Annotated in this window: 21 protein-coding genes; 7 read left to right on the top strand and 14 right to left on the bottom strand. The window is 68.0% G+C overall.

Annotated features, from left to right (window positions below):
- Window positions 1-94: 94 nt before the first annotated feature.
- Genes ABZS29_RS04435 through ABZS29_RS04425 form a run of 3 tightly spaced genes read right to left on the bottom strand, consistent with a single transcriptional unit; the run spans window position 95 to window position 3,477 of the window.
- Window positions 95-982 carry a carbohydrate ABC transporter permease gene (locus ABZS29_RS04435; protein ID WP_355458481.1) on the bottom strand — a complete coding sequence of 296 codons (888 nt, stop codon included), beginning with the start codon at window positions 980-982 and terminating at the stop codon, window positions 95-97.
- Window positions 979-1,887: an ABC transporter permease subunit gene (locus ABZS29_RS04430; protein WP_355458480.1), complete on the bottom strand. Its 909-nt coding sequence runs from the start codon at window positions 1,885-1,887 to the stop codon at window positions 979-981. Before ABZS29_RS04430 ends, ABZS29_RS04435 begins: the two co-directional genes overlap by 4 nt.
- Window positions 1,888-3,477 (bottom strand): extracellular solute-binding protein, encoded by a 1,590-nt coding sequence (locus tag ABZS29_RS04425; protein WP_355458478.1) that lies wholly within the window; start codon window positions 3,475-3,477, stop codon window positions 1,888-1,890.
- A 51-nt stretch (window positions 3,478-3,528) separates the two neighbouring features.
- On the opposite strand from ABZS29_RS04425, the gene ABZS29_RS04420 reads away from it, so the two are divergent.
- From ABZS29_RS04420 to ABZS29_RS04410, 3 genes are read left to right on the top strand one after another with little or no spacing between them, the layout of a single operon-like run.
- A complete protein-coding gene (locus ABZS29_RS04420) occupies window positions 3,529-4,554 on the top strand; it encodes a sialidase family protein (RefSeq protein WP_355458476.1) in 1,026 nt (341 codons plus the stop codon).
- Between the two features lie 16 nt (window positions 4,555-4,570).
- On the top strand, window positions 4,571-5,479 hold the full coding sequence (locus ABZS29_RS04415) for a dihydrodipicolinate synthase family protein (protein ID WP_355458475.1): 909 nt from the start codon (window positions 4,571-4,573) through the stop codon (window positions 5,477-5,479).
- Between the two features lie 5 nt (window positions 5,480-5,484).
- Window positions 5,485-6,177 carry an FCD domain-containing protein gene (locus tag ABZS29_RS04410; protein ID WP_355458473.1) on the top strand — a complete coding sequence of 231 codons (693 nt, stop codon included), beginning with the start codon at window positions 5,485-5,487 and terminating at the stop codon, window positions 6,175-6,177.
- 4 nt (window positions 6,178-6,181) lie between these two features.
- Here the strand turns inward: ABZS29_RS04410 and ABZS29_RS04405 are convergent, their stop codons facing one another.
- Genes ABZS29_RS04405 through ABZS29_RS04395 form a run of 3 tightly spaced genes read right to left on the bottom strand, consistent with a single transcriptional unit; the run spans window position 6,182 to window position 11,005 of the window.
- Window positions 6,182-7,822, bottom strand: a complete 1,641-nt coding sequence (locus ABZS29_RS04405) for a DNA repair helicase XPB (RefSeq protein WP_355458471.1) — start codon at window positions 7,820-7,822, stop codon at window positions 6,182-6,184.
- A gap of 60 nt (window positions 7,823-7,882) precedes the next feature.
- A complete protein-coding gene (locus tag ABZS29_RS04400) occupies window positions 7,883-10,171 on the bottom strand; it encodes a helicase-associated domain-containing protein (RefSeq protein ID WP_355458469.1) in 2,289 nt (762 codons plus the stop codon).
- 57 nt (window positions 10,172-10,228) lie between these two features.
- Window positions 10,229-11,005, bottom strand: a complete 777-nt coding sequence (locus ABZS29_RS04395) for a GNAT family N-acetyltransferase (protein ID WP_355458468.1) — start codon at window positions 11,003-11,005, stop codon at window positions 10,229-10,231.
- Between the two features lie 122 nt (window positions 11,006-11,127).
- Here ABZS29_RS04395 and ABZS29_RS04390 point away from each other — a divergent pair, with 122 nt between their 5' ends.
- Window positions 11,128-11,916, top strand: coding sequence for an alpha/beta hydrolase (locus ABZS29_RS04390; RefSeq protein WP_355458466.1), 789 nt, complete (start codon window positions 11,128-11,130; stop codon window positions 11,914-11,916).
- Here ABZS29_RS04390 and ABZS29_RS04385 read toward each other — a convergent pair.
- From ABZS29_RS04385 to ABZS29_RS04370, 4 genes are read right to left on the bottom strand one after another with little or no spacing between them, the layout of a single operon-like run.
- Entirely contained in the window at window positions 11,903-12,280 is a 378-nt protein-coding gene (locus ABZS29_RS04385; RefSeq protein ID WP_355458465.1) for a DUF427 domain-containing protein, read from the bottom strand. The two genes, ABZS29_RS04390 and ABZS29_RS04385, sit on opposite strands and share 14 nt — an antisense overlap.
- Before the next feature lie 36 nt (window positions 12,281-12,316).
- Window positions 12,317-13,102 carry a metallophosphoesterase gene (locus ABZS29_RS04380; protein ID WP_355458463.1) on the bottom strand — a complete coding sequence of 262 codons (786 nt, stop codon included), beginning with the start codon at window positions 13,100-13,102 and terminating at the stop codon, window positions 12,317-12,319.
- A gap of 1 nt (window position 13,103) precedes the next feature.
- Window positions 13,104-14,339, bottom strand: coding sequence for an Nramp family divalent metal transporter (locus tag ABZS29_RS04375; protein WP_355458461.1), 1,236 nt, complete (start codon window positions 14,337-14,339; stop codon window positions 13,104-13,106).
- A 12-nt stretch (window positions 14,340-14,351) separates the two neighbouring features.
- Complete coding sequence (locus ABZS29_RS04370; RefSeq protein WP_355458459.1) at window positions 14,352-14,972, bottom strand: SIMPL domain-containing protein; 621 nt, start codon at window positions 14,970-14,972, stop codon at window positions 14,352-14,354.
- 46 nt (window positions 14,973-15,018) lie between these two features.
- Between ABZS29_RS04370 and ABZS29_RS04365 the strand changes: the two genes are divergently transcribed.
- A complete protein-coding gene (locus ABZS29_RS04365) occupies window positions 15,019-16,647 on the top strand; it encodes an AMP-binding protein (protein ID WP_355460820.1) in 1,629 nt (542 codons plus the stop codon).
- Here the strand turns inward: ABZS29_RS04365 and ABZS29_RS04360 are convergent.
- The 3 genes from ABZS29_RS04360 to ABZS29_RS04350 are packed head-to-tail and all read right to left on the bottom strand — an operon-like array spanning window position 16,644 to window position 19,169.
- Window positions 16,644-17,594, bottom strand: a complete 951-nt coding sequence (locus ABZS29_RS04360) for a R2-like ligand-binding oxidase (protein ID WP_355458457.1) — start codon at window positions 17,592-17,594, stop codon at window positions 16,644-16,646. The two genes, ABZS29_RS04365 and ABZS29_RS04360, sit on opposite strands and share 4 nt — an antisense overlap.
- Window positions 17,594-18,184, bottom strand: a complete 591-nt coding sequence (locus ABZS29_RS04355; protein WP_355458456.1) for a TetR family transcriptional regulator — start codon at window positions 18,182-18,184, stop codon at window positions 17,594-17,596. The genes ABZS29_RS04360 and ABZS29_RS04355 overlap by 1 nt, the downstream gene beginning before the upstream one ends.
- 55 nt (window positions 18,185-18,239) lie before the next feature.
- On the bottom strand, window positions 18,240-19,169 hold the full coding sequence (locus tag ABZS29_RS04350; protein WP_355458455.1) for a TauD/TfdA family dioxygenase: 930 nt from the start codon (window positions 19,167-19,169) through the stop codon (window positions 18,240-18,242).
- Between the two features lie 108 nt (window positions 19,170-19,277).
- On the opposite strand from ABZS29_RS04350, the gene larE reads away from it, so the two are divergent.
- Together larE and ABZS29_RS04340 are read left to right on the top strand one after the other, a co-directional pair.
- The gene (gene larE, locus ABZS29_RS04345) at window positions 19,278-20,747 is read left to right on the top strand and encodes an ATP-dependent sacrificial sulfur transferase LarE (RefSeq protein WP_355458453.1); all 1,470 of its coding nucleotides are present in this window, start codon (window positions 19,278-19,280) and stop codon (window positions 20,745-20,747) included.
- Between the two features lie 100 nt (window positions 20,748-20,847).
- The gene (locus ABZS29_RS04340) at window positions 20,848-21,231 is read left to right on the top strand and encodes a cold-shock protein (protein WP_344144973.1); all 384 of its coding nucleotides are present in this window, start codon (window positions 20,848-20,850) and stop codon (window positions 21,229-21,231) included.
- A 1-nt stretch (window position 21,232) separates the two neighbouring features.
- Here ABZS29_RS04340 and ABZS29_RS04335 read toward each other — a convergent pair whose 3' ends face one another.
- Entirely contained in the window at window positions 21,233-21,952 is a 720-nt protein-coding gene (locus tag ABZS29_RS04335) for a TetR/AcrR family transcriptional regulator (RefSeq protein WP_355458451.1), read from the bottom strand.
- Between the last annotated feature and the right edge of the window lie 28 nt (window positions 21,953-21,980).

The following is a 21,980-nucleotide window of genomic DNA, read 5'->3' as shown; positions in this document are numbered from 1 at the left end:
GCCGTTCCCTCAGGTTTTGCCCAGGCGCAACCCTGACGTTGCCCGGGGCAACCCCCGAGGAACCGTCCGTGACGGGACCGTCATGGCGCCGAGATCAACCCTTCACGGCGCCGGTCAGCACGCCCTTGGCGAAGTGCCGCTGCAGGAACGGGTAGACCAGCAGGATCGGGACGATCGACACCACCAGGATGGCCATCTGGATCGAGGCCTGCGGCGGCAGCAGTTCGGTCCCCAGCTCGGCGCTGCCCAGCTGAGTGTCGTTGATCACGTACGTCCGGAGCACCAGTTGCAGCGGCCAGAGCTTGCTGTCGTTCAGATAGAGCAGTGCGGAGAAGAACGCGTTCCAGTACGACACCGCGTAGAACAGCCCGATCACCGACAGCACCGCCTTGGACAGCGGCAGGACGACGTACCCGAAGGTCTTGAGCTCGCCGGCGCCGTCCATCCGGGCGCTCTCGATCAGTTCACCCGGCAGGTTCATGAAGAACGCGCGCAGGACGACCACGTTGAACGCACTGACCATGGTCGGCACGATCAGCGCCCAGATGCTGTCCAGCAGGCCGGCGCCCTTCACCACCAGGTACGTCGGGATGATGCCCGGCGAGAACAGCATGCTGAACAGGACCACCAGCAGGATCGGCCGACCGGCCACGAACGACGGTCTGGAGAGTGCGTAGGCCAGCAGACACGAGACGGTCAGACTGAGCAGCGTTCCGACCACGGTCACGAAGACACTGATCAGCAGCGCCTGAGTCACCACGCCACCGGCGAACAGCGACCGGTACGCCGCGAAGTCGATCGACTCGGGCAGCAGAACCAGTCCGCCGGACTCGTTGATCTGCTTGTTCGGTGCGACGCTCGTGGAGATCACTCCGACGAACGGAATGATCACCACCGCGCAGAACACCAGCAGCACAACGCCTTTGAAGGCACGCATCGGCCAGGACGGCGCCGGCACACCTTGGACGATCCTGCGCGTCATCTGCTGTAGACCCCTTGCTCACCGAAGATGTGGGCGACCTTGTTCGCTGCCAGCACCAGAGCGACTCCGACGAGGCCCTTCACCAGGCCGACCGCGGCTGCCACTCCCCAGGCGCCACCCAGTACGCCGTTGTTGTAGACGTAGGTGTCCAGGACCTCACTGACGTCACGGCCGACCGCTTGCTGCTGCAGGATGATCTGCTCGAAGCCGACGGTCAGTGAGTCACCGAGCCGCAGGATGAACAGCAGAATGATGATTCCGCGCAGTCCGGGCAGAGTGATGTGCCAGAGCTGCCGCATCCGGCTCGCACCGTCCACACTGGCCGCTTCGTACAGCTGCGAGTCGATCTGGGACAGTGCGGCCAGGAACAGGATGGTGGCCCAGCCGGTGTCCTTCCAGATGATCTGCGACGTGAGCAACACATGGAACAGCTCTGAGTTGCCGATGATGTTCAGCGTGCCCAGGTCGTGCGACCGCAGGTAGTTGTTCAGCAGTCCGCTGCCACCGAGCATCTGCTGGAACAGCGCGACCACGATCACCCAGGACATGAAGTGCGGCAGGTAGAGGATGCTCTGGGCGATCCGCTTGATCCGCTCGGAGAACAGCGAGTTCAGCAGCAGGGCCAGCAGAATCGGTGCCGGGAAGACGAAGACCGACTGCAGGCTGGTCAGGATCAGCGTGTTCTTCAGCGCCCGCAGAAACGCCGGATCACCGGTGAAGATCACCGAGAAGTTGCTCCAGCCGGACCAGTCGCTGCCGCCGATCCCGAGGAACGGCTGGTAGTCCTTGAAGGCGATCACGTTGCCCAGCAACGGGACGTAGTGGAACGCCACGATCAGTGCGGCACCGGGCAGTGCGAACAGCAGCAGCACCCGGTCCCGGCCGAGCCGATGCCAGAGACTCATCTACTTCCCTGCCGCGTCGGCCAGTGCCTGCTCGAGCTCGGAGCGGATCTTGTCGCCCCCGGCCGACTTCCAGTCCGCCACGCCACGCGCCCAGTCCGAGACCGGCTTCTTGCCCTGGACGATCTGCGTCTCCAGGTCGGTCATCGTCTTGCCGAGCTGTGCCTGCTTCTTCGACTGAGTGTCGGAGTACAGCCCGTACGACGCGTCGCGCACCAGCCGCTTGGCGAGCTTCTGCTGGATGGCGTGCTGCTTGCGCGGCACATCCGGCTTGCCGGCCCAGTAGAGCGCCAGAGGTGAGTCGCTGATGTACTGCAGGCCGATACCGGTTTCCACGACACCTGCCTTGGTCGGCACCGGATCCGTTCCCTGCAAGGCATAGTGGCGGCCGGCGACGCCGTACTTGCGGAACAAGTACTCCTCGGTGCCGAACGGTGCAGCCATCCAGTTGGCGATCTTGAGGAGTGTCTCCGGGGTGTGCTTGCTGTCCTTGCTGAACGCGGTGACGTTGTTCAGCGCCCCGCCCATCCACGGGGTGCCGCTGGGCACGTCGAGCATGTTCACCGCGAAGGAATCACCTGCTGTGTTGTCGGCGTAGTACTGGTTCCAGGCGACGAAGCTGTCGTAGTCGAAGACCGCAGTACCGGCGTTGAACCACTGCTTGCGCGCACTGGCCTTGTCGTTGAACGCATCCGGGTTGATCACTCCGGCGGCGACCATCTTGCGCGCCGACTCGAGCGCTTCGGTGTTTGCCGGGTGCTCGTAGCTGGAGCTGAACTTGCCGCCCTCCTCGGACCAGACGTTCGGTACGCCGAGCATTTGGCGGACGGTGGACAGTGGCACACGTGTCCAGGCCCACTTGTTCTGCCTGGCGGCAGTCAGTTCCTTGGCCAGGCTGAAGAACTCCTCGAAGTTCTTCGGTGCGGGATCCTTGATGCCCTTGGCGGTCAGCAGGTCCTCGCGATAGAGCACCCCTGACGTCCGGGACATGCCGCGCGGCACGGGGACGCCGTAGATGGCGCCGTTGAAGACGCAGCCCTTCCAGTAGTCCGCCGGGATGTTGGCCAGGAACGGGTACTTCTTGATCGCGTCACCGGACAGGTGCTCGGTGAGATCGAGGCACTTCGCCTTCACCAGCCCCGGAATCTGTGCGGTGTCCACCGGGATGTTGAGGATGTCCGGCAGATCACCACCGGCGATCCGGGTGGCGAACTTGTCCTTGTACTCGTCGTTGGACGCCATGCTGATCTGCAGCTCGGAACCGAGCCGGTCGTTCAGCGCCTGCCAGAACTGGTTGCGGTCCGCGGTCGGCGGGATGGCGCCCGGGATGTTCGTCAGGAACGTGATCGGCCGCCCGTCGCCCGGCGCCTCGGTGATCGCGCGGACCGGGTTCGCGGGGTACTTGAGGAAGGCGTCCAGCACCACGCCGTCACCGGGCAGGTCGGGCGTGACGCCGGCGTACTTCGTGTACGTCGGCAACGCCACGGCGCGGTTGGCGGCCGCGGTGTTCTTCGGGCCGGACGAACACCCGGTGACCGCGACAGCGGCGGCGGCCAGTCCGCCGCCGAGGAACGTGCGTCTGCTGACGGACATCTTCGAGCCTCACCTTCCATCGGAAGGCCACACGATGACATAGTACGTCCTATGTCTTCAAGACTCGGGGTCGTCTTCGACCCGGCCGGCAGCGGCTATCACACGTTCCGCATCCCGGCCGTGGTGGCGCGAGGTGAGCTGGTGCTCGCTTTCTGCGAGGGGCGACGCCATGGCTCCGGGGATTCGGGCGAGATCGAGCTGGTACTGCGGCGGTCGCTGGACGGCGGTCGGACGTGGCTACCGCTGCAGGTGGTGCTCGCGGTGCCCGGGAAGACCTGTGGCAACCCGGCGCCCGTGTTCGACCCGGCCAGTGGCGACGTCGTACTGGTGTCGGTGCAGAACGACGCCGAGGCCGTGGAGTCGGCGCTGTCCCGGGAGAGCGATGGTCGATGTGTCTTCGTGCAGCGCTCCGCCGACGCCGGTACGACGTGGAGCGCGCCGGTGGAGATCACCGAGCAGGTCAAACCGGCGGACTGGGGTTGGTACGCGACTGGTCCCTGTCACGCGATCGCCTTGCGCAGCGGACGTCTGGTGGTCCCGGCGAACCACTCCGCGCTGCCGGACGGAGTGAACGGCGGCCACTGCATCGTGAGCGACGACGGTGGCCACACGTGGTCGGTGGGGTTCGTCGATCGCAACGACGGACCGGAGATCAACGCCAACGAGACTGCGGTCGCGGAACTGCCTGATGGCCGCTTGTACTTCAACGCGCGCAACCACCTCGGGACCGGGCCGGCCCGGGTCCACGCGTGGTCGTCGGACGGTGGTGCGACGCTCGAGGCGCCGTACGGGGGGATTCCGGAGGTCACCGCACCGGGGATCCAGGGGAGTGTGCTCGCACTGCCCGACGGACGATTGTTGCTCTCGACACCGACCGATCCGGCGGTGCGGCGGAAGCTGACCGTCTTTGTGAGCTCCGACGCCGGTGCGTCGTGGGAGCCCTTGCTGGTCGTGCATCCCGGGATGGCCGGGTACTCCGACCTGGTACTGCTCGCCGACGGCTCGGTGGGGATTTTCTACGAGGCCGGTGAGACCTCGTCCTTCGCTGCTCTGCGCTTTGCCACATTCGCCCTTTGACCGTTGGGAGCTCGTCTTGCTGTCTGGTGTCGTACCTCCGCTCGTCACACCGCTCACTCCGTCGTACGACGTCGACACGGGATCGCTGGCGCGGTTGATCCAGTACCAGCTGGCCGGGGGAGTGAACGGCGTGTTCGTCCTCGGCACCTCTGGTGAGGGGACGTTTCTAACCGACGAACAACGGCAGGTCGTGCTGGAAACCGTTGTGGGTGAGGTGAGTGGGCAGGTGCCCGTGCTGGCTGGTGTGATCGACACTTCGACCGCCCGGGTCAGTGCACACGTTTCCGCGGCTTTGAAGGCCGGTGTGGACGGGCTGGTCGCCACAGCGCCGTTCTATGCCGCAACACATCCGGCAGAGATCGAGCGTCACTTCACTCGGTTGGCTGCGCTGGCTGGCGAGAAACCCTTGTATGCCTATGACATCCCGGTGCGCGTCGGAACGAAGCTGCCGACCGCACTGGTCGTTTCACTCGCTCAAGCCGGAGTGATCGCTGGTGTGAAGGACTCCAGCGGTCAGGAGCCCAGTCTGCGGCGGCTGGTGATGGAACGGCGTGACGCCGGGCTGAAGGAGTTCGCCATCATGACCGGCTCCGAGGTGGCGGTCGACTCCGCACTCGCCTTCGGGGTGGACGGCGTCGTACCGGGGTTGGGCAACGTGGACCCGGCCGGCTACGTGCGGCTGTTCGCTGCCTCCAGTGCCGAGGCGTGGGCCGAGCAGGAGCGGCTGATCCGCCTGTTCGACATCGTCGACGTGGCGGACCGCTCTCGGATGGGCGCCAGTTCGGCCGCACTGGGCGCCTTCAAGGCCGCGCTCTACCTGCTCGGCGTCATCGACTGCCCGATCACGGCGTACCCGTGCATCCCCCTCGACGAGCACGAGATCAACGCGCTACGTCCCCTGCTGGAGCAGGCCGGATTACACTGACCGTCGTGACAAGGCCACGCGGTGCGGCGGGGAACCAGAGCTTCATCCGCGACCAGATGAAGTCGTTCATCCTGGAGCGCGGTCTGAAGGCCGGTGACCCGCTGCCCAACGAGCAGGACCTGATGGCCCAGCTCGGCGTCGGCCGGCACCCGCTCCGGGAGGCGATGAAGGCCCTGCAGGCGGTCGGCATCATCGAGATCCGCCACGGCTACGGCACCTACGTCGGCGAGGTGTCGCTGCAGTCCCTCGAGGACGGCCTCGCCTTCCGCATGTCCCAGTCGATGGCCGGCGACCTCCGCGACGTCCAGAACGTCCTGGAGGTCCGCCAGGCCCTCGAAGTCGGCCTCGCCGAGGACGTCGTCGCCCACTTCAGCACCCACGGCGCCGGCACCCTCGAAGAGCTCGTCGAGAGCATGGAAGCCAAAGCCGCCTCCGGCAGCTACTTCCCCGACGAGGACTGGGCCTTCCACCAGGCCCTCTACGAGCCGCTCGGCAACGCCCTCGTCATCGACCTGCTCTCAGTCTTCTGGCGCACCTTCGCCGACGTCGACGCCCGCCTCCCCGGCGCCCGCTACACCCCCACCGACGCCGCCGCCTGGCACCGAGACCTCCTCGACAAACTCAAGTCCGGCGACCCCGACGCCTTCGCCCGCTCCATGAAGTCCCACTTCAACGGCATCCACACCAGGCTGTCGTAGCGCTCTACGCGAACAGGTTCTCGGCGTCGACGATGGTGTAGGCGTAGCCCTGTTCGGCGAGGAAGCGCTGGCGGTGGGCGGCGAACTCGGCGTCGATGGTGTCGCGGGCGACGATCGAGTAGAAGCGGGCGGTGCGGCCGTCGCCCTTGGGGCGGAGGACGCGGCCGAGGCGCTGGGCCTCTTCCTGGCGGGAGCCGAAGGTGCCGGAGACCTGGATGGCGACCGAGGCCTCGGGGAGGTCGATCGAGAAGTTGGCGACCTTGCTGACGACCAGGCGGTTGATCTCGCCGGTGCGGAAGGCGTTGAAGAGGCGCTGGCGCTCCTTGACCGTGGTCTCGCCCTTGATGACCGGGCAGTCCAGGCGCTCGCCGAGCTCGTCCAGCTGGTCGATGTACTGGCCGATCACCAGTAGCGGCTCGCCGTCGTGGTGTTCGGCAATGCGCTTGACCAGGCGGGACTTGGCCGGTGTGGAGGCGGCCAGGCGGTAGCGGTCCTCGGGCTCGGCGGTGGCGTAGACGAACCGCTCGGTCTGCTCCAGGTCGACGCGCACCTCGATGCAGTCCGCCGGGGCGATCCAGCCCTGCGCCTCGATGTCCTTCCAGGGCGCGTCGTACCGCTTCGGGCCGATCAGTGAGAACACGTCGCCTTCGCGACCGTCCTCACGGACCAGAGTGGCGGTCAGACCGATCCGGCGCCGGGTCTGCAGGTCGGCGGTCATCCGGAAGATCGGCGCCGGCAGCAGGTGGACCTCGTCGTACACGATCAGGCCCCAGTCGCGGGCGTCGAACACCTCCAGGTGCGTGTAGACGCCCTTTCGGCGCGTCGTCATCACCTGGTACGTCGCGATCGTCACCGGCCGGATCTCCTTGCGGGCACCGGAGTACTCGCCGATCTCGTCCTCGGTGAGGCTGGTGCGCTTGAGCAGCTCGTCCTTCCATTGCCGCGCCGACACCGTGTTGGTGACCAGGATCAGCGTGGTCGCGGAGGCCTGTGCCATCGCGGCAGCGCCGACGATCGTCTTGCCGGCCCCACAGGGCAGTACGACGACGCCCGAGCCACCGTGCCAGAACGACTCGACCGCCTGCTCCTGGTACGGCCGCAGCTCCCAGCCGTCCTTCACCAGGTCGATCTGGTGCGCCTCGCCGTCGACGTACCCGGCGAGGTCCTCGGCCGGCCAGCCGAGCTTCAGCAGCGTCTGCTTGAGGTGACCGCGCTCCGAGGGGTGCACCAGCACGGTGTCGTCGTCGACGCGCGCGCCCAGCATGGGCTTCACCTTCGCGGAGCGCAGCACCTCCTCCAGCACCGGACGGTCGGTCGTCACCAGCACCAGTCCGTGCTGCGGGTGCTTCTCCAGCCGCAGCCGCCCGTAGCGATCCAGCGTCTCGGCGATGTCGACCAGCAGCGAGTGCGGCACCGGGTAGCGGCTGTAGCGCAGCAGTACGTCGATGACCTGCTCAGCGTCGTGCCCGGCGGCCCGTGCGTTCCACAGGCCGAGCGGAGTCAGCCGGTAGGTGTGCACGTGCTCGGGAGCCCGCTCCAACTCGGAGAACGGGGCGATGGCCTTGCGGCACTCCCCGGACTCCGGATGTGCAGTCTCCAGCAGCAGAGTTTTGTCCGACTGCACGATCAACGGCCCGTCCGTCACCCGTTACTCCCCATCCTCGATGCCCGACCCTCCATTGTGCCCCCACCCGCCAAACGGGGGTCAGCCCTCGATAGCGCGGGCGCTGGAGATGCGGTGCAGGGCGTAGGTGTGCGGCTGGTTCGTGCTCGGGTCGTACGCCGTGAGCCAGCCGTCGGCCACCCGGGTCGGCTCGACGATCCGCTCCGAGGCGGTGCCGTTGTGGTCGACGTACGAGATCCAGGTGCGGCTGTGCGCCTCGGCGGCATTGGTCAGTACGGCGATCGTCTCGGCCGGAGCCGTCGGTTCGGAGGCGAGGTCGTCGGCCGGGCGGTCCGCGGCCAGCCGGTCACCGGCGCGCACCTTCTCGATGACCGCCTTCACCTGGTCCTCGGTCAGGTCGACCGCGCTGTCGGCGAAGTCCCGGCTGGTACGGCGACGCGGCGGGTCCCCACGCCGAGTGGCAGCCGTGCTCACATGCACCACGCCGTCGAAGGTCTCGGCCAGCGGCGCCAGCCCGGCCTCGCGAAGCCGGCTGAGCACCATGTCCGGCGGCGACGGCGACACGACCACAGTCGGCGCCAGTCTCCGGAACCGCACGCCGGGAAGGTTCGAACTCACCAGCTGCGTGAGCACGTCCTCGTCATCACACCGCAGGTACGTCGACGCCGTCCCCAACCGCAGTACGCCGTGCCGCCTGGCCACGTCGTCGACCAGGTACGTCAGCGGCTGCGGCACCGGCGTACGGGAGTGTTCGGCCAGCCACTTGTGCAGTTGGTCCGCGGTCCGGCCCAGGTCGAACGCACGCCGTACCGAGCTTTCGCTGAAGCGGTAGACCGCAGCACCGCCCTGCGACTCGACATCGGCCATGGCGGAGAGGTCGTCCTGCACCGAGCGAACCAGCGGTCCGGGTGCCACTGCGGTCAGGTCGGCCTGCAGCAAGATCTCTGACACCGGCTCTGGCACGAGGGGACCGATGGCCTTGGCCAGTGCATCGACTGTCGGCTCCTGCTCGAGGAGTGGTCGCCCGTGGCTCGCCAACGCGCCAAGCCCGGTCAAGCCGAGCAGGGCGGCTTCGGTGAGCGTCCACTCGACCAGCTCGTCCCGGAACTGTCCGCCGCGCCGCGGCCGATGCCAAGCGACCCACGTCACCACCGCATGCGTGTTTGGTGCGATGCCGGTCGGAGTCTCGCCCAGAGCGTTCAGCGTAAGCACTCGAACCTCAGGAGCGAGCAGACGCTCCAAGTCGGGTGCGAGGGCGTTGATCAGCCGCTCGCGCGCAGCTGCTGTCGACCCGCCGGAGTCGCGGCGACCGATCAGCCCGATCGCGCGCATCCCGCCGAACCACGCTGTCACGAGCTGGGCCCAGCGATGGGCGACATCGAGATCGAGCCAGTCGTCGTACGCGTTCGTCGGCAGCCACAGCTCATTGGTGCCGACCTCGACTGCAGCGACCAGTCCGGCCGCGTACGCGATCTCCAGCACCGCTGCGGTCGTTGACTCTTCCGCACCGATCTTTCCGGCCAGGCTGCGCAGCTCCCGGACGCCGATTCCACCAGTGCGCAGCACCGGCGGCGGTTCGAGCCCGAACTGCTCCAGTGCCCGGTCGACAAGACGCACCAGATCCAGCGCTGCTCCGGCGGCTGCTCGGTCGACGATCGAGGCCATCACTGTCTTGCCGTCCAGCGGCGGCGGTGTGGGACGCGTTGACGCAAGCACGCGTCCGCCACGCAGGTGCAGTCCGATCTGCCGCGGCAGGATCACTGTGTTCGGATCACGCGGTACGACGAGACCGCGGGCGAGCAAGCGCTCGACCGGGGTCCGTGCGGACGCGATCGTCACCGGGCGTTCGGCCTTCTCGACCGTTCCGGTCGGGGGACCCCAGGTGAGCTTGTCGAGCACCTCACGCGCTTCCGGACCGGCCTCCTCGATCAGCTTGTCCAGATCGCCGAAGTGCCGGGTGGTGATCGGGCCGAGGCCGGCCGGTGTCGGCCCAAGGAGCTCGTGCACGGCCCGGATCGGTCGCAGGTCGTCCTCGGTACCCCAGACCAGGGCGAGGTTCAGCAGCTCCGTCACCCGGGGCTGCACGACCTCGACCGGCTGGTCGACCCCGGCGGCCAGATCGGCCAGTGTCACCGGCTCGGGCAGCGCGGACAGCGCCTCCAGCAGGTCCACACCGAACTCGTCGAGCCGGTTGATCGCCCGCGCCGCCGAGGCGTTCGTGGTGGCGCGGGCAGCCAGCTGACTGGTGTCGGCCGGGATCGGCATCGCCAGGTCAGGCCGGTGCTGGAGCAACGTCCCCAGGGCAGCGTCGTCCCAGCCGCGCAGCGCCTCGGCCAGCGTGCGTGGGCGGTACCGCTCGGACGTGGTCATCCCTCCAACGGTACGGCGCATCCCAGCCGATCACTAACCGCTGGTCCGTCCGCTGGCCTATTCCGCAGCTCCCGCGTGGCCGATGCGGCGGAAGCCGACGCGCTCGTAAACCGCTGCGACGGCATCACTCTCCGCCGAGAGCAGCAGCAGCTCGACGCCGTTGTCGAAGGCGTGCTCGGCCAGTGCCGACGTGACGGCGGCGGCCAGGCCCCGGCGGCGCATCGAGGGCAGTGTGGCGACCCCGACGATCTCCGAGGCCGGTCCGACTGGCTGGTGCTGCCCGGTGGCGACCATGCCGTCGTCGGTGAACGCTCCGGCCGACACCGTCACGCCGCGCGCGATGCGGTCCGTCACACCCGCGATCAGCTCGTCGGTCAGCTCAGCCGCGGCCGCATCCCGCTCAACAGGTCCGCCGGCGCCAACCGCCGTACCGGGGTCGCCGAAGGCCAGGTGCTGCACAGCTCGTCCTTCTCGGACCAGGGCGGGGTCGGCGGGCAGGATCTCGACCCGTGCGTCCACGGCCACCGGCTTGAGGTCAGCACGCTCCATCACCAGCAGCGGGTGCTCGATCACCGTCAGCCCGGCTGCGGCCGCCGCCGGTCCCAGTGACGGACACGCCTCGACGACCCACTCGAAGTTCAGCGGCAGGTTCAGTTCCGCGCACCGGGCGCGCACCGCCTCCACATCCTCCGGTGCGACGGTCACACCGGCCCGGGGACGCGCGTAGTACGGCCAGATCGTCGTACTCCGGAACAGCGTGAACGGACCGACCTCCTCCGGCTCGGAGCCGGACAGGGGAACGGTGTGGAGGTACTCGTCGACTGTGGTGATCATGGCCACGCAGTGAACCACCAGTCGGGGGGCAGCGCCACGAATTAACTTCCCGCCGCGACACATGTCGATTTCTGCCGGACAGCTCCGACGTAGGGGCAGAGACAACGAGCAGGAGGACTTCGATGGAGCATGTGACGTCGGCGGACGGTACGGCGATCGCCTACGAGCGACTGGGCAGCGGAGAGCCGGTGATTCTCGTGCCGGGCGCACTGTGCGACCGCAACGCGCTCAAGCCGCTGGCGGTCGCGCTGGCCAGTGAGTTCGACGTGATCACGTACGACCGCCGCGGCCGCGGTGACTCCGGCGACGGTACGCCGTACGCGGTGGAGCGTGAGGTGGAGGACATCGCGGCGCTACTCGCGGCGATGGGTGGTCGAGCAGCGGTCTACGGACACTCGTCCGGTGCCGGACTGACTGCGATCGCTGCGAGCAGTGGGTTGCCGTTCAGCAAGGTGGTGCTGCACGAGCCGCCGTACGGACCGGACGACGTCGACTCGAGTGCGGACGGTGCAGAGGTCATCGAGCTGCTGCAGGAGGGACGCAATCAGGAGGCGGTCGAGCGATTCCTGCTGATGACGGGCCTGCCGATGCCAGAAGCCGTCGAGGTCGCCGCCGCGCCCGGTGTGGCCGAGCTGGCGCCGACGCTCGCGTACGACTTCGCCGTGATGGACCATGGCTCGCCTGGTGGGCGGATGCCGGTCGAGCTGCTGGCCGCCATCGACCAGCCGACACTGGTGCTCGCCGGCACCGCGTCACCGCCGTTCATGGTCGACGCCGGCTATCGCGTCGTGAAGCAACTCCGGGCGGCCGCGCTGATCGAGCTCGCCGACCAGAACCACGTCGTACCGCCGGAGTTCCTCGCGCCGGTGCTGCGCGCCTTCCTGCAGGGGAAGGCGGTCAGTCCGCGATGATCTCGATCGACACCTTGTCCGCGTAGAACGCCACGTGGTCGCGGATGTCGGCGACCGCGTCGTACGGCTGCTCGTAGGTCCAGACCGCGTTCACACCGGCGGCGCCGGCCGGCCGGATGCTGTAGTACGACGCGTCGCCCTTGTACGGGCAGTACGTCGTGTGCTCGGTGCGCTCGAGCAGTGCGAAGTCGACGTCGTCCCGGGGGATGTACTGCACCGCCGGGTACGTCGACTCCTGCAGCGACAGCGCGTCACGGGTGTCCGCGAGCACCTGGTCGCCGAGCTTCACCACCACGCGGTCCGGGTTCTTCGCGATGGTGATCGGGTGGTCCGGGCCTGGGATCTTGCGCGTCATCTCCGCCATAACCCGTGCCAACCACCGCGCGACCACGCGCATTCCCTACGGCTCTTCGAGCTCTACGACCAGGCAGGGCCCGCCGTCGAACGCTCCGCCGTCGATGCCGAGCACCAGGCCGTCGGCGTACAGGTGCGGGCCGGTGAGGAACTCCGGCGAGATGTGCAGCATGTCGGCGACGATGCTGTGGCCGTGCACGATCCGCCGGCCGCCGAGGGCCTGCAGCATGATCCGCGCCACCTCCGGGCCACTCTCGCCGCGGAAGGCGTAGCGCGACGTCATCCGGCGCCAGATCTCCCACCAGACCACGATGTCGTCGCTGTGCAGGTCGGTGCGGGCGCGGTTGTTGATCTGCTCGAGGGTGTCGCCCCACTCGACGTACTCCGCGGTGTCGGAGTGCATCAGCAGGTGGTCGGCGTCCAGCCCGAGCAGCGGCTGCTCGAGCAGCCAGTCGGCGTCGTCGTCGGTGAACAGCTCCTGGTCGCGGTCCTGGCCGCCGTTCAGCGCCCAGGAGCGCTCGAAGCTGCGGCTGGTGATGCCCTCGTGCGGGACGAACGTGTCGCCGAACTTGCGCATCCCCAGCGCGAGGATCTCGTGGTTTCCGAGCAGCACGTTGACCGCGCCGTCGGGTGCCTGGTCGACCAGACCGCGCACATAGCGCAGGGCGCCGATGCCGTCCGGGCCACGGTCGAAGAAGTCGCCGAGCACCCACAGCCGCGCGTCCGTGCCGGACCAGTTGCCCTCGGCATCGGTCAGCCCGGCCGCCAGCAGCGAGGCCTGCAGCTTCTCGGGGTGCCCGTGGATGTCGCTGACCGCGAAAACCCGCGTCATCTCAGCCCCGAACGGTCAGAACGATCAGTACGACGTTCAGCGCGGTGACGGCGGTGGCTACCAGGCATGCCGCGAGAGTAGTCGCTTTGCGGTTAACCAGGTGGCCCATGACGCGCCGGGACGCGGTCAACCGCACCAGGGGCCACAGTGCGCACGGGATGCCGAAGCTCAGCACGACCTGGGACACCACCAGCGCCCGGCTGGGGTCGATGCCGATTGCGAGGATCAGCAGTGCCGGAACCAAGGTGACGAGCCGCCGGGCCCAGAGCGGCACCTTGCGCTGCCAGAACCCGTCCAGGATCACAGAACCGGCGTACGTGCCGACGGATGACGAGGCGAAGCCGCTGGCCAGCAGAGCGAGCGCGAACAGCAGTGCCGAGAAGTGACCGAGCCGGTCGCCGATCGCTGCGTGCGCGGCATCCAGTGAGTCAGCCCCACTCCCGCTGAGCGCAGCGGCTGCCAGGACGACCATGGCCAGGTTGACTGCGCCGGCCAGTGCCATGGCGACAGCCACGTCGGTCCGGGTCGCCTTCAGCACGCGGTTCTTGCCTGCGGTGGAGCGAATCGACTTCCCGTGCCGGTCCGTGACCAGTGCGCCGTGCAGCCAGATCGCATGCGGCATCACTGTCGCTCCCAGCATGCCGGCCGCCAGCACCAGCGACTGCACGCCGTCCAGCCGCGGTACCAGCCCACCGATCACACCGGACGCGGACGGCTGCGACTGGATCGTAGAGACCACGAAACCGACCAGAACGACGGCCAGCAGCCCGATGATCGCAGTCTCGAACGGCCGCTGCCCGCGCTTGGACTGGTAGATCAGCAGGCCGAACGAGACCGCACCGGTGATCACACCGCCCAGCAGCAACGGAATCCCGAACAACAGGTTCAGCGCGATCGCGCCACCCACCACCTCGGCCAGGTCGGTGGCGACAGCAACCAGCTCAGCCTGCGCCCACAACCCCGTCGACGTGGACCGCCGGAAGTGGTCGCGGCACAACTGCGGCAGCGTCCGCCCGGTCGCGATCGACGCCTTCGCCGCCAGATACTGCACCAGCACGGCCATCAGGTTCGCCCCGACAACCACCCAGCACAGCAAATATCCGTACGTCGCCCCGGCCGCGATGTTGGTCGCGAAGTTGCCCGGATCGACGTAGGCGACAGCCGCCACAAAGGCCGGTCCGAGCAATAAAAGCCCGGACCGGTTCAACTGCCGCTTCAGTGGCGCTGGTGCATACATGAGAGAAGTCTGTCAGGCCCAGGAGAAGTGGACTTCGAGGGAGACCTCGACGGAGTGGTCGCCGGGGCTGATGTTGATGGAGGCGGCGTCGAAGGCCTTGGCGGCGCCGGCCAGGGCGACCTCGCGGATCGGGGCGTGGCTGTAGGTCTCGCTGATGGAGGAGACCGAGCCGAGGGAGTAGCCGGCCAGGGCGGCCAGCTCGGTGCCCTTCTCCTGCGCCTGCCGGAACGCCAGCTCCCGTGCACGGGTCAGCAGTCCAGACTTGTCCAGTACGTCGAACTGCAGGGACTGCAGCCCCAGACTGTTGCCGGCTGCCTCGACGGCTGCGTTGAGCAGCGTGCCGAAGCCGGTGAGGTCCCGGGTGGTCACGGTGAGCTGGTGCGCGCCCCGGAACGCCGCAGCGGTCCCTGGCTCGCGGTACTCCTGGTAGACGTTCACCGTCGTCGTACTGATGTCGGCCGCTTCAAGGCCCTGCCCGCGCAGCGCCGCGATCACAGCGTCGGTGCGCTCCGCCACCTGTGCGACCGCTGCCGCCACGTCCGGCGCGACGTGCTCCACGCTCAACGACACCCGCAAAACATCAGGTGCCGCACTGACCTGTCCTGACCCGACAACTGTTACCCCAGTCTCCATGGCGGTCAGTCTGGCACTCTTGCAGGCACATCTGAACCGGGTCACGATGACTGGCATGAGCCTGCCTTCGTATGCCTCGGGGACCTCAGACGTACCGCTGCTCGGAGAGACGATCGGCGCGAACCTGCGCCGCACCGTCGAGCAGTACGGCGACCGTGACGCGCTCGTGGAGGTGCAGAGCGGCAGACGCTGGACGTACGCCGAGTTCGGGGCTGAAGTGGACCTGGTGGCGAAGGGCTTGCTGGCGCGGGGGATCGCCAAGGGCGACCGGGTCGGCATCTGGGCGCCGAACTGCGCCGAGTGGACGATCACGCAGTACGCGACCGCGACGGTCGGCGCCATCCTGGTGAACATCAACCCGGCGTACCGGACGCACGAGCTGGCCTACGCGCTGAACCAGTCCGGCGTGCGGCTGCTGATCTCGGCCACCGAGTTCAAGACCAGCGACTACCGCGCCATGGTCGACGAGGTGCGTCCGGACTGCGCAGCGCTCGAGGAGACCGTCTACATCGGCACAGGTGACTGGGACAGCCTGCGGGACGCGGCGGCGCGGGTGAGCGACGACGAGCTGGAGCAGCGGACCCGAGAGCTGTCGTTCGACGACCCGATCAACATCCAGTACACGAGCGGCACCACGGGCTTCCCGAAGGGTGCAACGCTCAGCCACCACAACATCCTCAACAACGGCTTCTTCGTCACCGAGACGATCGCTTTCACCGCCGACGACCGCCTGTGCATCCCCGTGCCCTTCTACCACTGCTTCGGCATGGTGATGGCCAACCTGGGCTGTACGACGCACGGTGCGTGCATGGTGATCCCCGGTCCGGCGTTCGACCCCGCTGCGACACTGCAGGCTGTGCAGGACGAGCGCTGCACCGCGCTGTACGGCGTACCGACGATGTTCATCGCGGAGCTCGGTCTACCGAACTTCGAGGAGTACGACCTCTCCACATTGCGCACCGGCGTGATGGCTGGGTCGCCCTGCCCGGTCGAGGTGATGAAACGGTGCGTGGCCGACATGCACATGGCTGAGGTGGCCATCTGCTACGGCATGACCGAGACCTCGCCGGTGTCCACGCAGACCCGCCGTGACGACGACCTGGACCGCCGTACGTCGACAGTCGGGCGCGTGATGCCGCATGTCGAGGTGAAGCTCGTGGACCCGGCCACCGGCCTGGTGGTCGAGCGCGGTGAGCCGGGCGAGCTGTGCACTCGCGGGTACTCCGTCATGCTCGGCTACTGGGACGAACCGGAGAAGACCGCCGAGGCGATCGACCAAGCCCGCTGGATGCACACCGGCGACCTGGCGGTGATGCGCGAGGACGGGTACGTGAACATTGTCGGCCGGATCAAGGACATGGTGATCCGCGGTGGCGAGAACGTGTACCCGCGGGAGATCGAGGAGTTCCTCTACACGCACCCCTCGATCGCCGACGTCCAGGTGATCGGCGTACCGGACGACAAGTACGGCGAGGAGCTCTGTGCCTGGATCAAGCTCAAGCCGGGCGCCGACCCGCTCGACGCCGACGCCGTTCGCGAGTTCGCCACCGGCAAGCTGGCCCGCTTCAAGATCCCCAAGTACGTGCTGCTCGTCGACGACTTCCCGATGACGGTCACCGGGAAGATCCGCAAGGTCGAGATGCGCGAGAAGTCGGTCGGCCTGCTCGGGCTCTAGCGCACCGCGGCGAGCGCGGCGGAGTCCTCGTCGCCGAAGACGTCCTCGAGGCGTTCCGGCGAGTAGTCGAGGTCGATACCTGCCACGTCGGCACCGACCGCGGACTCGATCGCGCCGAGGCGCCGGGTGGCGCGGTCGCCGGCGTACGTCATCAGAGCGGTCGGATTGATCTCAGGCGGGAGTGCGGGGGAGTTGTCGAGGGCCCACTGGATCTGGACGAGCGCGTGGGGCAGCAGCTCCTCCATGGTGTCGGTGACGACCTTCCAGTTCGACTCGTCGGCAGCCACGTGCCGGCGGCATGTGAACGTGCCCCAGGCCATGTGGCGGCGTTCGTCGTCACCGATCCGGCGGATCAGCTCCTGCATGCCCGGCAGTACACCGCGCGACGTACAGAGCAGGTTCCAGGCGTGGTAGCCGGTCAGGGCGAGCGTGCCTTCGACCACGTGGTTGTAGGTGACTGATGCGCGCACCTGGTTGGCCGGGGACGGGTCTTCGGCCAGTGACTTGAGTGCGACCGGCAGAGCCTCGTAGAAGATCGCCCGGTAGCCCGGATTGGTCTCGACGTACCGGTGCAGGTCCTCGGTGACGCCGATGGCGTCCAGCCACAGCCGGAAGACCGCAGTGTGCTTGGCCTCCTCGAAACAGAACTGCGTCAGGTACATCTCGTCGCCGAACCGGCCCTCCGCCGCCATCGCTTGCAGGAACGGCTGCAGGTCCTCGGTGACGGCCTCCTCGCCCGCGATGAACTGTGAGCAGAGCATGAGCGCGTTGTCCTTGTCGTTGTCGCTCATCTCCTGCCAGTCGGCAGCGTCCTGGGTGAAGTCGATGTCACGTGGGTTCCAGAACTTGCGGTTGCCCTTGTCGAACAGCCGCAGCGGCAGCGCGTCCCAGTTGAGGCCACCTGACTTCAGAGAGCTGAAACCCTGTCTGTGCAACGGATTCGTCATCACTGCCTCCTGGTTGCCGACTGTAGGAAGGGAGTCAGGACGCGAGCCAGCTGCGCCGCCACTGCCGCGGGTGGGGGCCCCGGCGTCACGATGTGGCTGAGGACAACGCGTAGTGCGATGTCGACGCAGCTGGTCGCGTCCTGCGGTGGCACCTCGGGCCAGTGCTCACGAACGTGGGCGCCCAGCGCTTGGTGACTCACCTCCAGCAGCTGCTGCCCCCGTGTCGTCAGCAGCTGGCTGGCCTGGTCCGATCCCGGCTGTCCCAGCATCGCTTTCACCAGCGGGTTCTCCCCGGCCAGTGCGAGCGCCCGCTCGACCGCGGCCTGCAAACCGGCGATCGGGTCGGGCGCTGCGGCGAGTGCCGCGTTCACGTCCAGCAGGAACCGTTCCGTCTCACGGTTGGTGACCGCCTGCAGCAGTCCCCACTTATCGCTGAACTCGTTGTAGACCGTCTGCCGGGAGACTCCGGTACGCCGAGCCACCTCGGCCATCCGGAGCCCGTCGTACCCGCCCGACACGATCGCGTCGTACGCGGCATCCAGCAGCTCGTCGCGCAGCCGCCGCTTGGTTCGGTCCGCGAACGAGTCCATGCCGACGATGGTTTACAGAATCGTCCAAAGTGTCAAGTGCTCGGACAGTGCGTTGTTAGTTGTCAAGTGAGGAGTAGTGCGTCGCGTCGCCGGTCCTGGGTGTACTGCGGACTCCGTCGACACTCACCGGTACGTCGCCCGCCAGCGTGATGCGGTGCAGCCGGCGCGGCTGGTCGTCGTAGTCGGCGACGCCGTAGTGCTGGGTCGCGCGGTTGTCCCAGATCGCGAGGTCGCCCGGCTGCCACTGCCAGCGGACGGTGTTGTCGAGGTTGGTGATCCTGTTCTGCAGCAGCTGGAACAGTGCGGTCGTTTCGGCCGAGGTGAAACCGACGAAACGCCGTACGAAGTGGCCGAGCACCAGCGAACGCTCACCGGTCTCCGGGTGGATGCGCACCACCGGGTGCTCGGTCTCGAACAGCTGCGACACGAACTGCTTGCGGTGCGTCTCGACCTTGACGTCGACTCCGCCGATCCGGACCTCGTCGGCCGCGCCGGCGTAGTCGTAGACGTTGCTGTGTACTGCCCAGAGCCGGTCAACCAGTGCTTGCAGTGCAGCGGGCAGTTTCGCGTACGCCGTAACGGTGTTGGCCCACGTGGTCGCGCCACCGTACGGCGGGAGCGTGACCGCGCGCAGCAGACTGATCGCGGGGATTCGGTCGACGAACGTGACGTCGGTGTGCCAGCTGTTCGCCTTGCCGTAGTCGGAGTCGATGGGCAGGACGTTCGCCGCGCCGTCCAGGCTTTTCGAGGTCGGGTGCGCGAGTGTCGGCGTACCGAGGAGTTGTGCGAAGGCGAGCTGGCCGGCGTCGTCGAGGTGGTGCTGGTCGCGGAAGAAGATCACCTTGTGGTCGAGCAGCGCCTGCCGGATCGCGGCCACGGTCTCCGGTGCCAGGTCGCCGCCGAGCTGCACGTTGCCGACGACGGCGCCGATCGCGCCTCCGGCCTTGGTCACGGTGACGGTAGGGGCTTCGAGCTGAGCGGTCATGAGTTCCTCCAGGGGGTTAATCTCTATAATCCAACTGATTTACTGCACTTAACGGCCGTTTCGGGATGCGAGACCGGGCTGTCGGCGGCAGGACGTAGGGTTGGGGACGTGTCAACCGCCGAGATCAAACCCGCCGCCGCGACCTTCGACGTACCGGAGCTTGTCGTCGGGTTCGACCTGGACATGACGCTGATCGACTCGCGCCCGGGGATCCAGGCCGTCTGGGACCTGCTGGCCGCGGAGACCGGCGTCGCGATCGACTCCGAGCTCGTGGTGAGCCGGCTCGGGCCGCCGCTGACCTGGGAGATGGCCAACTGGTTCCCGGCCGACCAGGTCGACGCGATGGTCTCGCGGTACCGCGAGCACTACCCGTCGCACGCGATCACGGGCAGCCTGCCGCTGCCGGGGGTTGCCGAGTCGCTGGCCGCGGTCCGGGCCTTGCGCGGGCGCACGATGGTGGTGTCGGCCAAGTACACGCCGTCCGTGCGGCTGCACCTCGAGCACCTCGGACTGGATGTCGACGAGCCGGTTGGCGACCTGCACGGAGCCGAGAAGGGCACGGCGCTGCGCGAGCACCACGCGACGATTTTCGTCGGGGACCACACGGCCGACATCGACGGCGCGCAGGCGGCCGGAGCGGTGGCGGTGGCGGTGGCGACCGGCCCGTTCACGGCGGACGAGCTACGCGCGTACGGCGCGGACGTCGTACTGAACGATCTGACCGAGTTCCCGGCCTGGCTCGACGCGTATGTGCTCGAGCGGCGGCTGGAAGCGCTGATGAAGCGGCTGTCGGGCTACGACAAGCTGGTGGTCGCGTTCAGCGGCGGCGCCGACTCGGCGTTCCTGCTGGCCGCCGCGGCCCGCGCGATCGGCCCGGCGAACGTGGTCGCCGCGACGGCGATCTCGCCCAGCCTCCCGGACGCGGAGCTGGAGCCGGCCGCCCGGTTCGCCGACAGTCTCGGCGTCCGCCACGTCACGCCGCACACGCACGAGATGGAGCGCGAGGGCTACCAGGCCAACGCGGGGGACCGCTGCTACTTCTGCAAGGCCGAGCTGGTCGAGACCCTGCAGCCGATCGCCGACGAGTTCGGGATCACCGCGATCGCGACCGGGACGAACGCCGACGACGCGATCGCCGGGTTCCGGCCGGGGATCCGGGCCGCGCACGAGCGGGGCGCGATCACGCCGCTGAAGGACGCGCGGCTGACCAAGGGGCAGATCCGTGAGGCGTCCCGCAGCTGGGGGCTCGCGACCTCGGACAAGCCGGCCGCGGCCTGCCTGTCCAGCCGGATCGCGTACGGGATCCGGATCACGCCGAACCTGCTGGCCCGGGTCGACCGGGCCGAGGCCGCGATCCGGTCCCGGCTCTCGTCGTACGGCGTGCAGAACGTGCGCGTCCGCGACCTGGGCGAGGCCGCGAGTATCGAGATCGACCACGACCTGGTCGCCCGCGTGGATCACCAGGAGCTGGTCAATGCGGTCATGGCCGAAGGCTTCACCGCCGCCCGGGTCGACCCGCGGGGGTTCCGGTCCGGTTCGATGAACGAGCGACTGAAGGATCCGGACAAGTACCGGTAATTTCCCAGGGGCGCTCCGCGGCCCGTTCACGTACCCTGGGTAACCGGTCGGGCCGCCCGCCCGATCCGTTCTTCCCACGATTCACTCTGAAGAGGTTCCCGTGCCCGTTGGCAAGGTCAAGTGGTATGACTCCGAGAAGGGGTTCGGCTTCCTCAGCAAGGAAGAGGGCGGTGACGTCTACGTCCGCGCCGAGGCGCTGCCGGCCGGCGTGACCAACCTCAAGCCCGGCCAGAAGGTCGAGTTCGGTGTTGTCGAGGGCCGCAAGGGCGAGCAGGCCCTGCAGGTCCGGCTGATCGACCCGCCGCCGTCGGTGGCCAAGGCGATGCGGCCCAAGCCGGAGGAGATGCAGCTCGTCATCGAGGACCTGATCAAGCTCCTCGACAACCTCGGGGAGAACTACCGCCGCGGCCGGCAGCCGGACGGCAAGGCCGCCCGCCAGGTCGCGACCGTACTGCGCGGCGTCGCCGACAAACTCGACGTCTGACCTACCGCTGCTTCTTGTCGATCCGCGCCTGGATACCGTCGAGCACGGTCTCCAGGCCGTCGGCGAATCCGTCGGCGTCGAAGTCGACATCGAAGTCCTCCGGCTGCCGCAGGCCGCCGGCGATCGCCGGGAACCGGTCCTCGGTCGCCAGCAGCCGGAGCCGGTCGGTGTAGCGCTGGGTGGCGGCCGCGGACTCCTCGGGAGTCTCGGTGAACTGGTGAACGGTCATCTGGAAGACGCCGCGGACGTAGACGTTCAAGAGCAACATCGCCGACAACTTCTCGGTGGCCCCCAGCGGCGTGTCGTGGAACGCCAGTAACCCTGCCTCCAGCCAGCTCAGCTGCCGGGGTGAGAGCGGCGGGTCGGTGATCGGTACCTGCAGGATCCACGGATGCGCCCGGAGCGCGTCCCGGAAGGCCTCCGACCACGCCACGATCCGCTCGCGCCAGGTGTCGCCGGGCAGGGCCGGGGCGTCGCCGAACGCGTACTCGAGCATGACCGTGTAGAGGTCGTCCTTGGAGTCGACGTACCGGTAGAGCGACATCGTGGTGAAGCCGAGCGCGGCCGCCACCTTGCTCATCGAGACCGCCGCCAGTCCGCCCGCGTCGGCCAGCTCCACCGCGGCCGCGCCGATATCGCTCAGCTGAAACGTGGGCTTCGGCCCCGGCCGGGCCGGTCCCTCGATGCCCCACAGCTGTTCCAGCACCCGCGGTAGCTCCATGCCCAGACCCCTCTCGACGGCTGACTGT

Source organism: Kribbella sp. NPDC005582, assembly GCF_040605415.1.
GTDB lineage: Bacteria > Actinomycetota > Actinomycetes > Propionibacteriales > Kribbellaceae > Kribbella.
The sequence above is the reverse complement of the archived record's forward strand: the minus strand, read 5'-3'. Positions and strand labels throughout refer to the sequence as shown.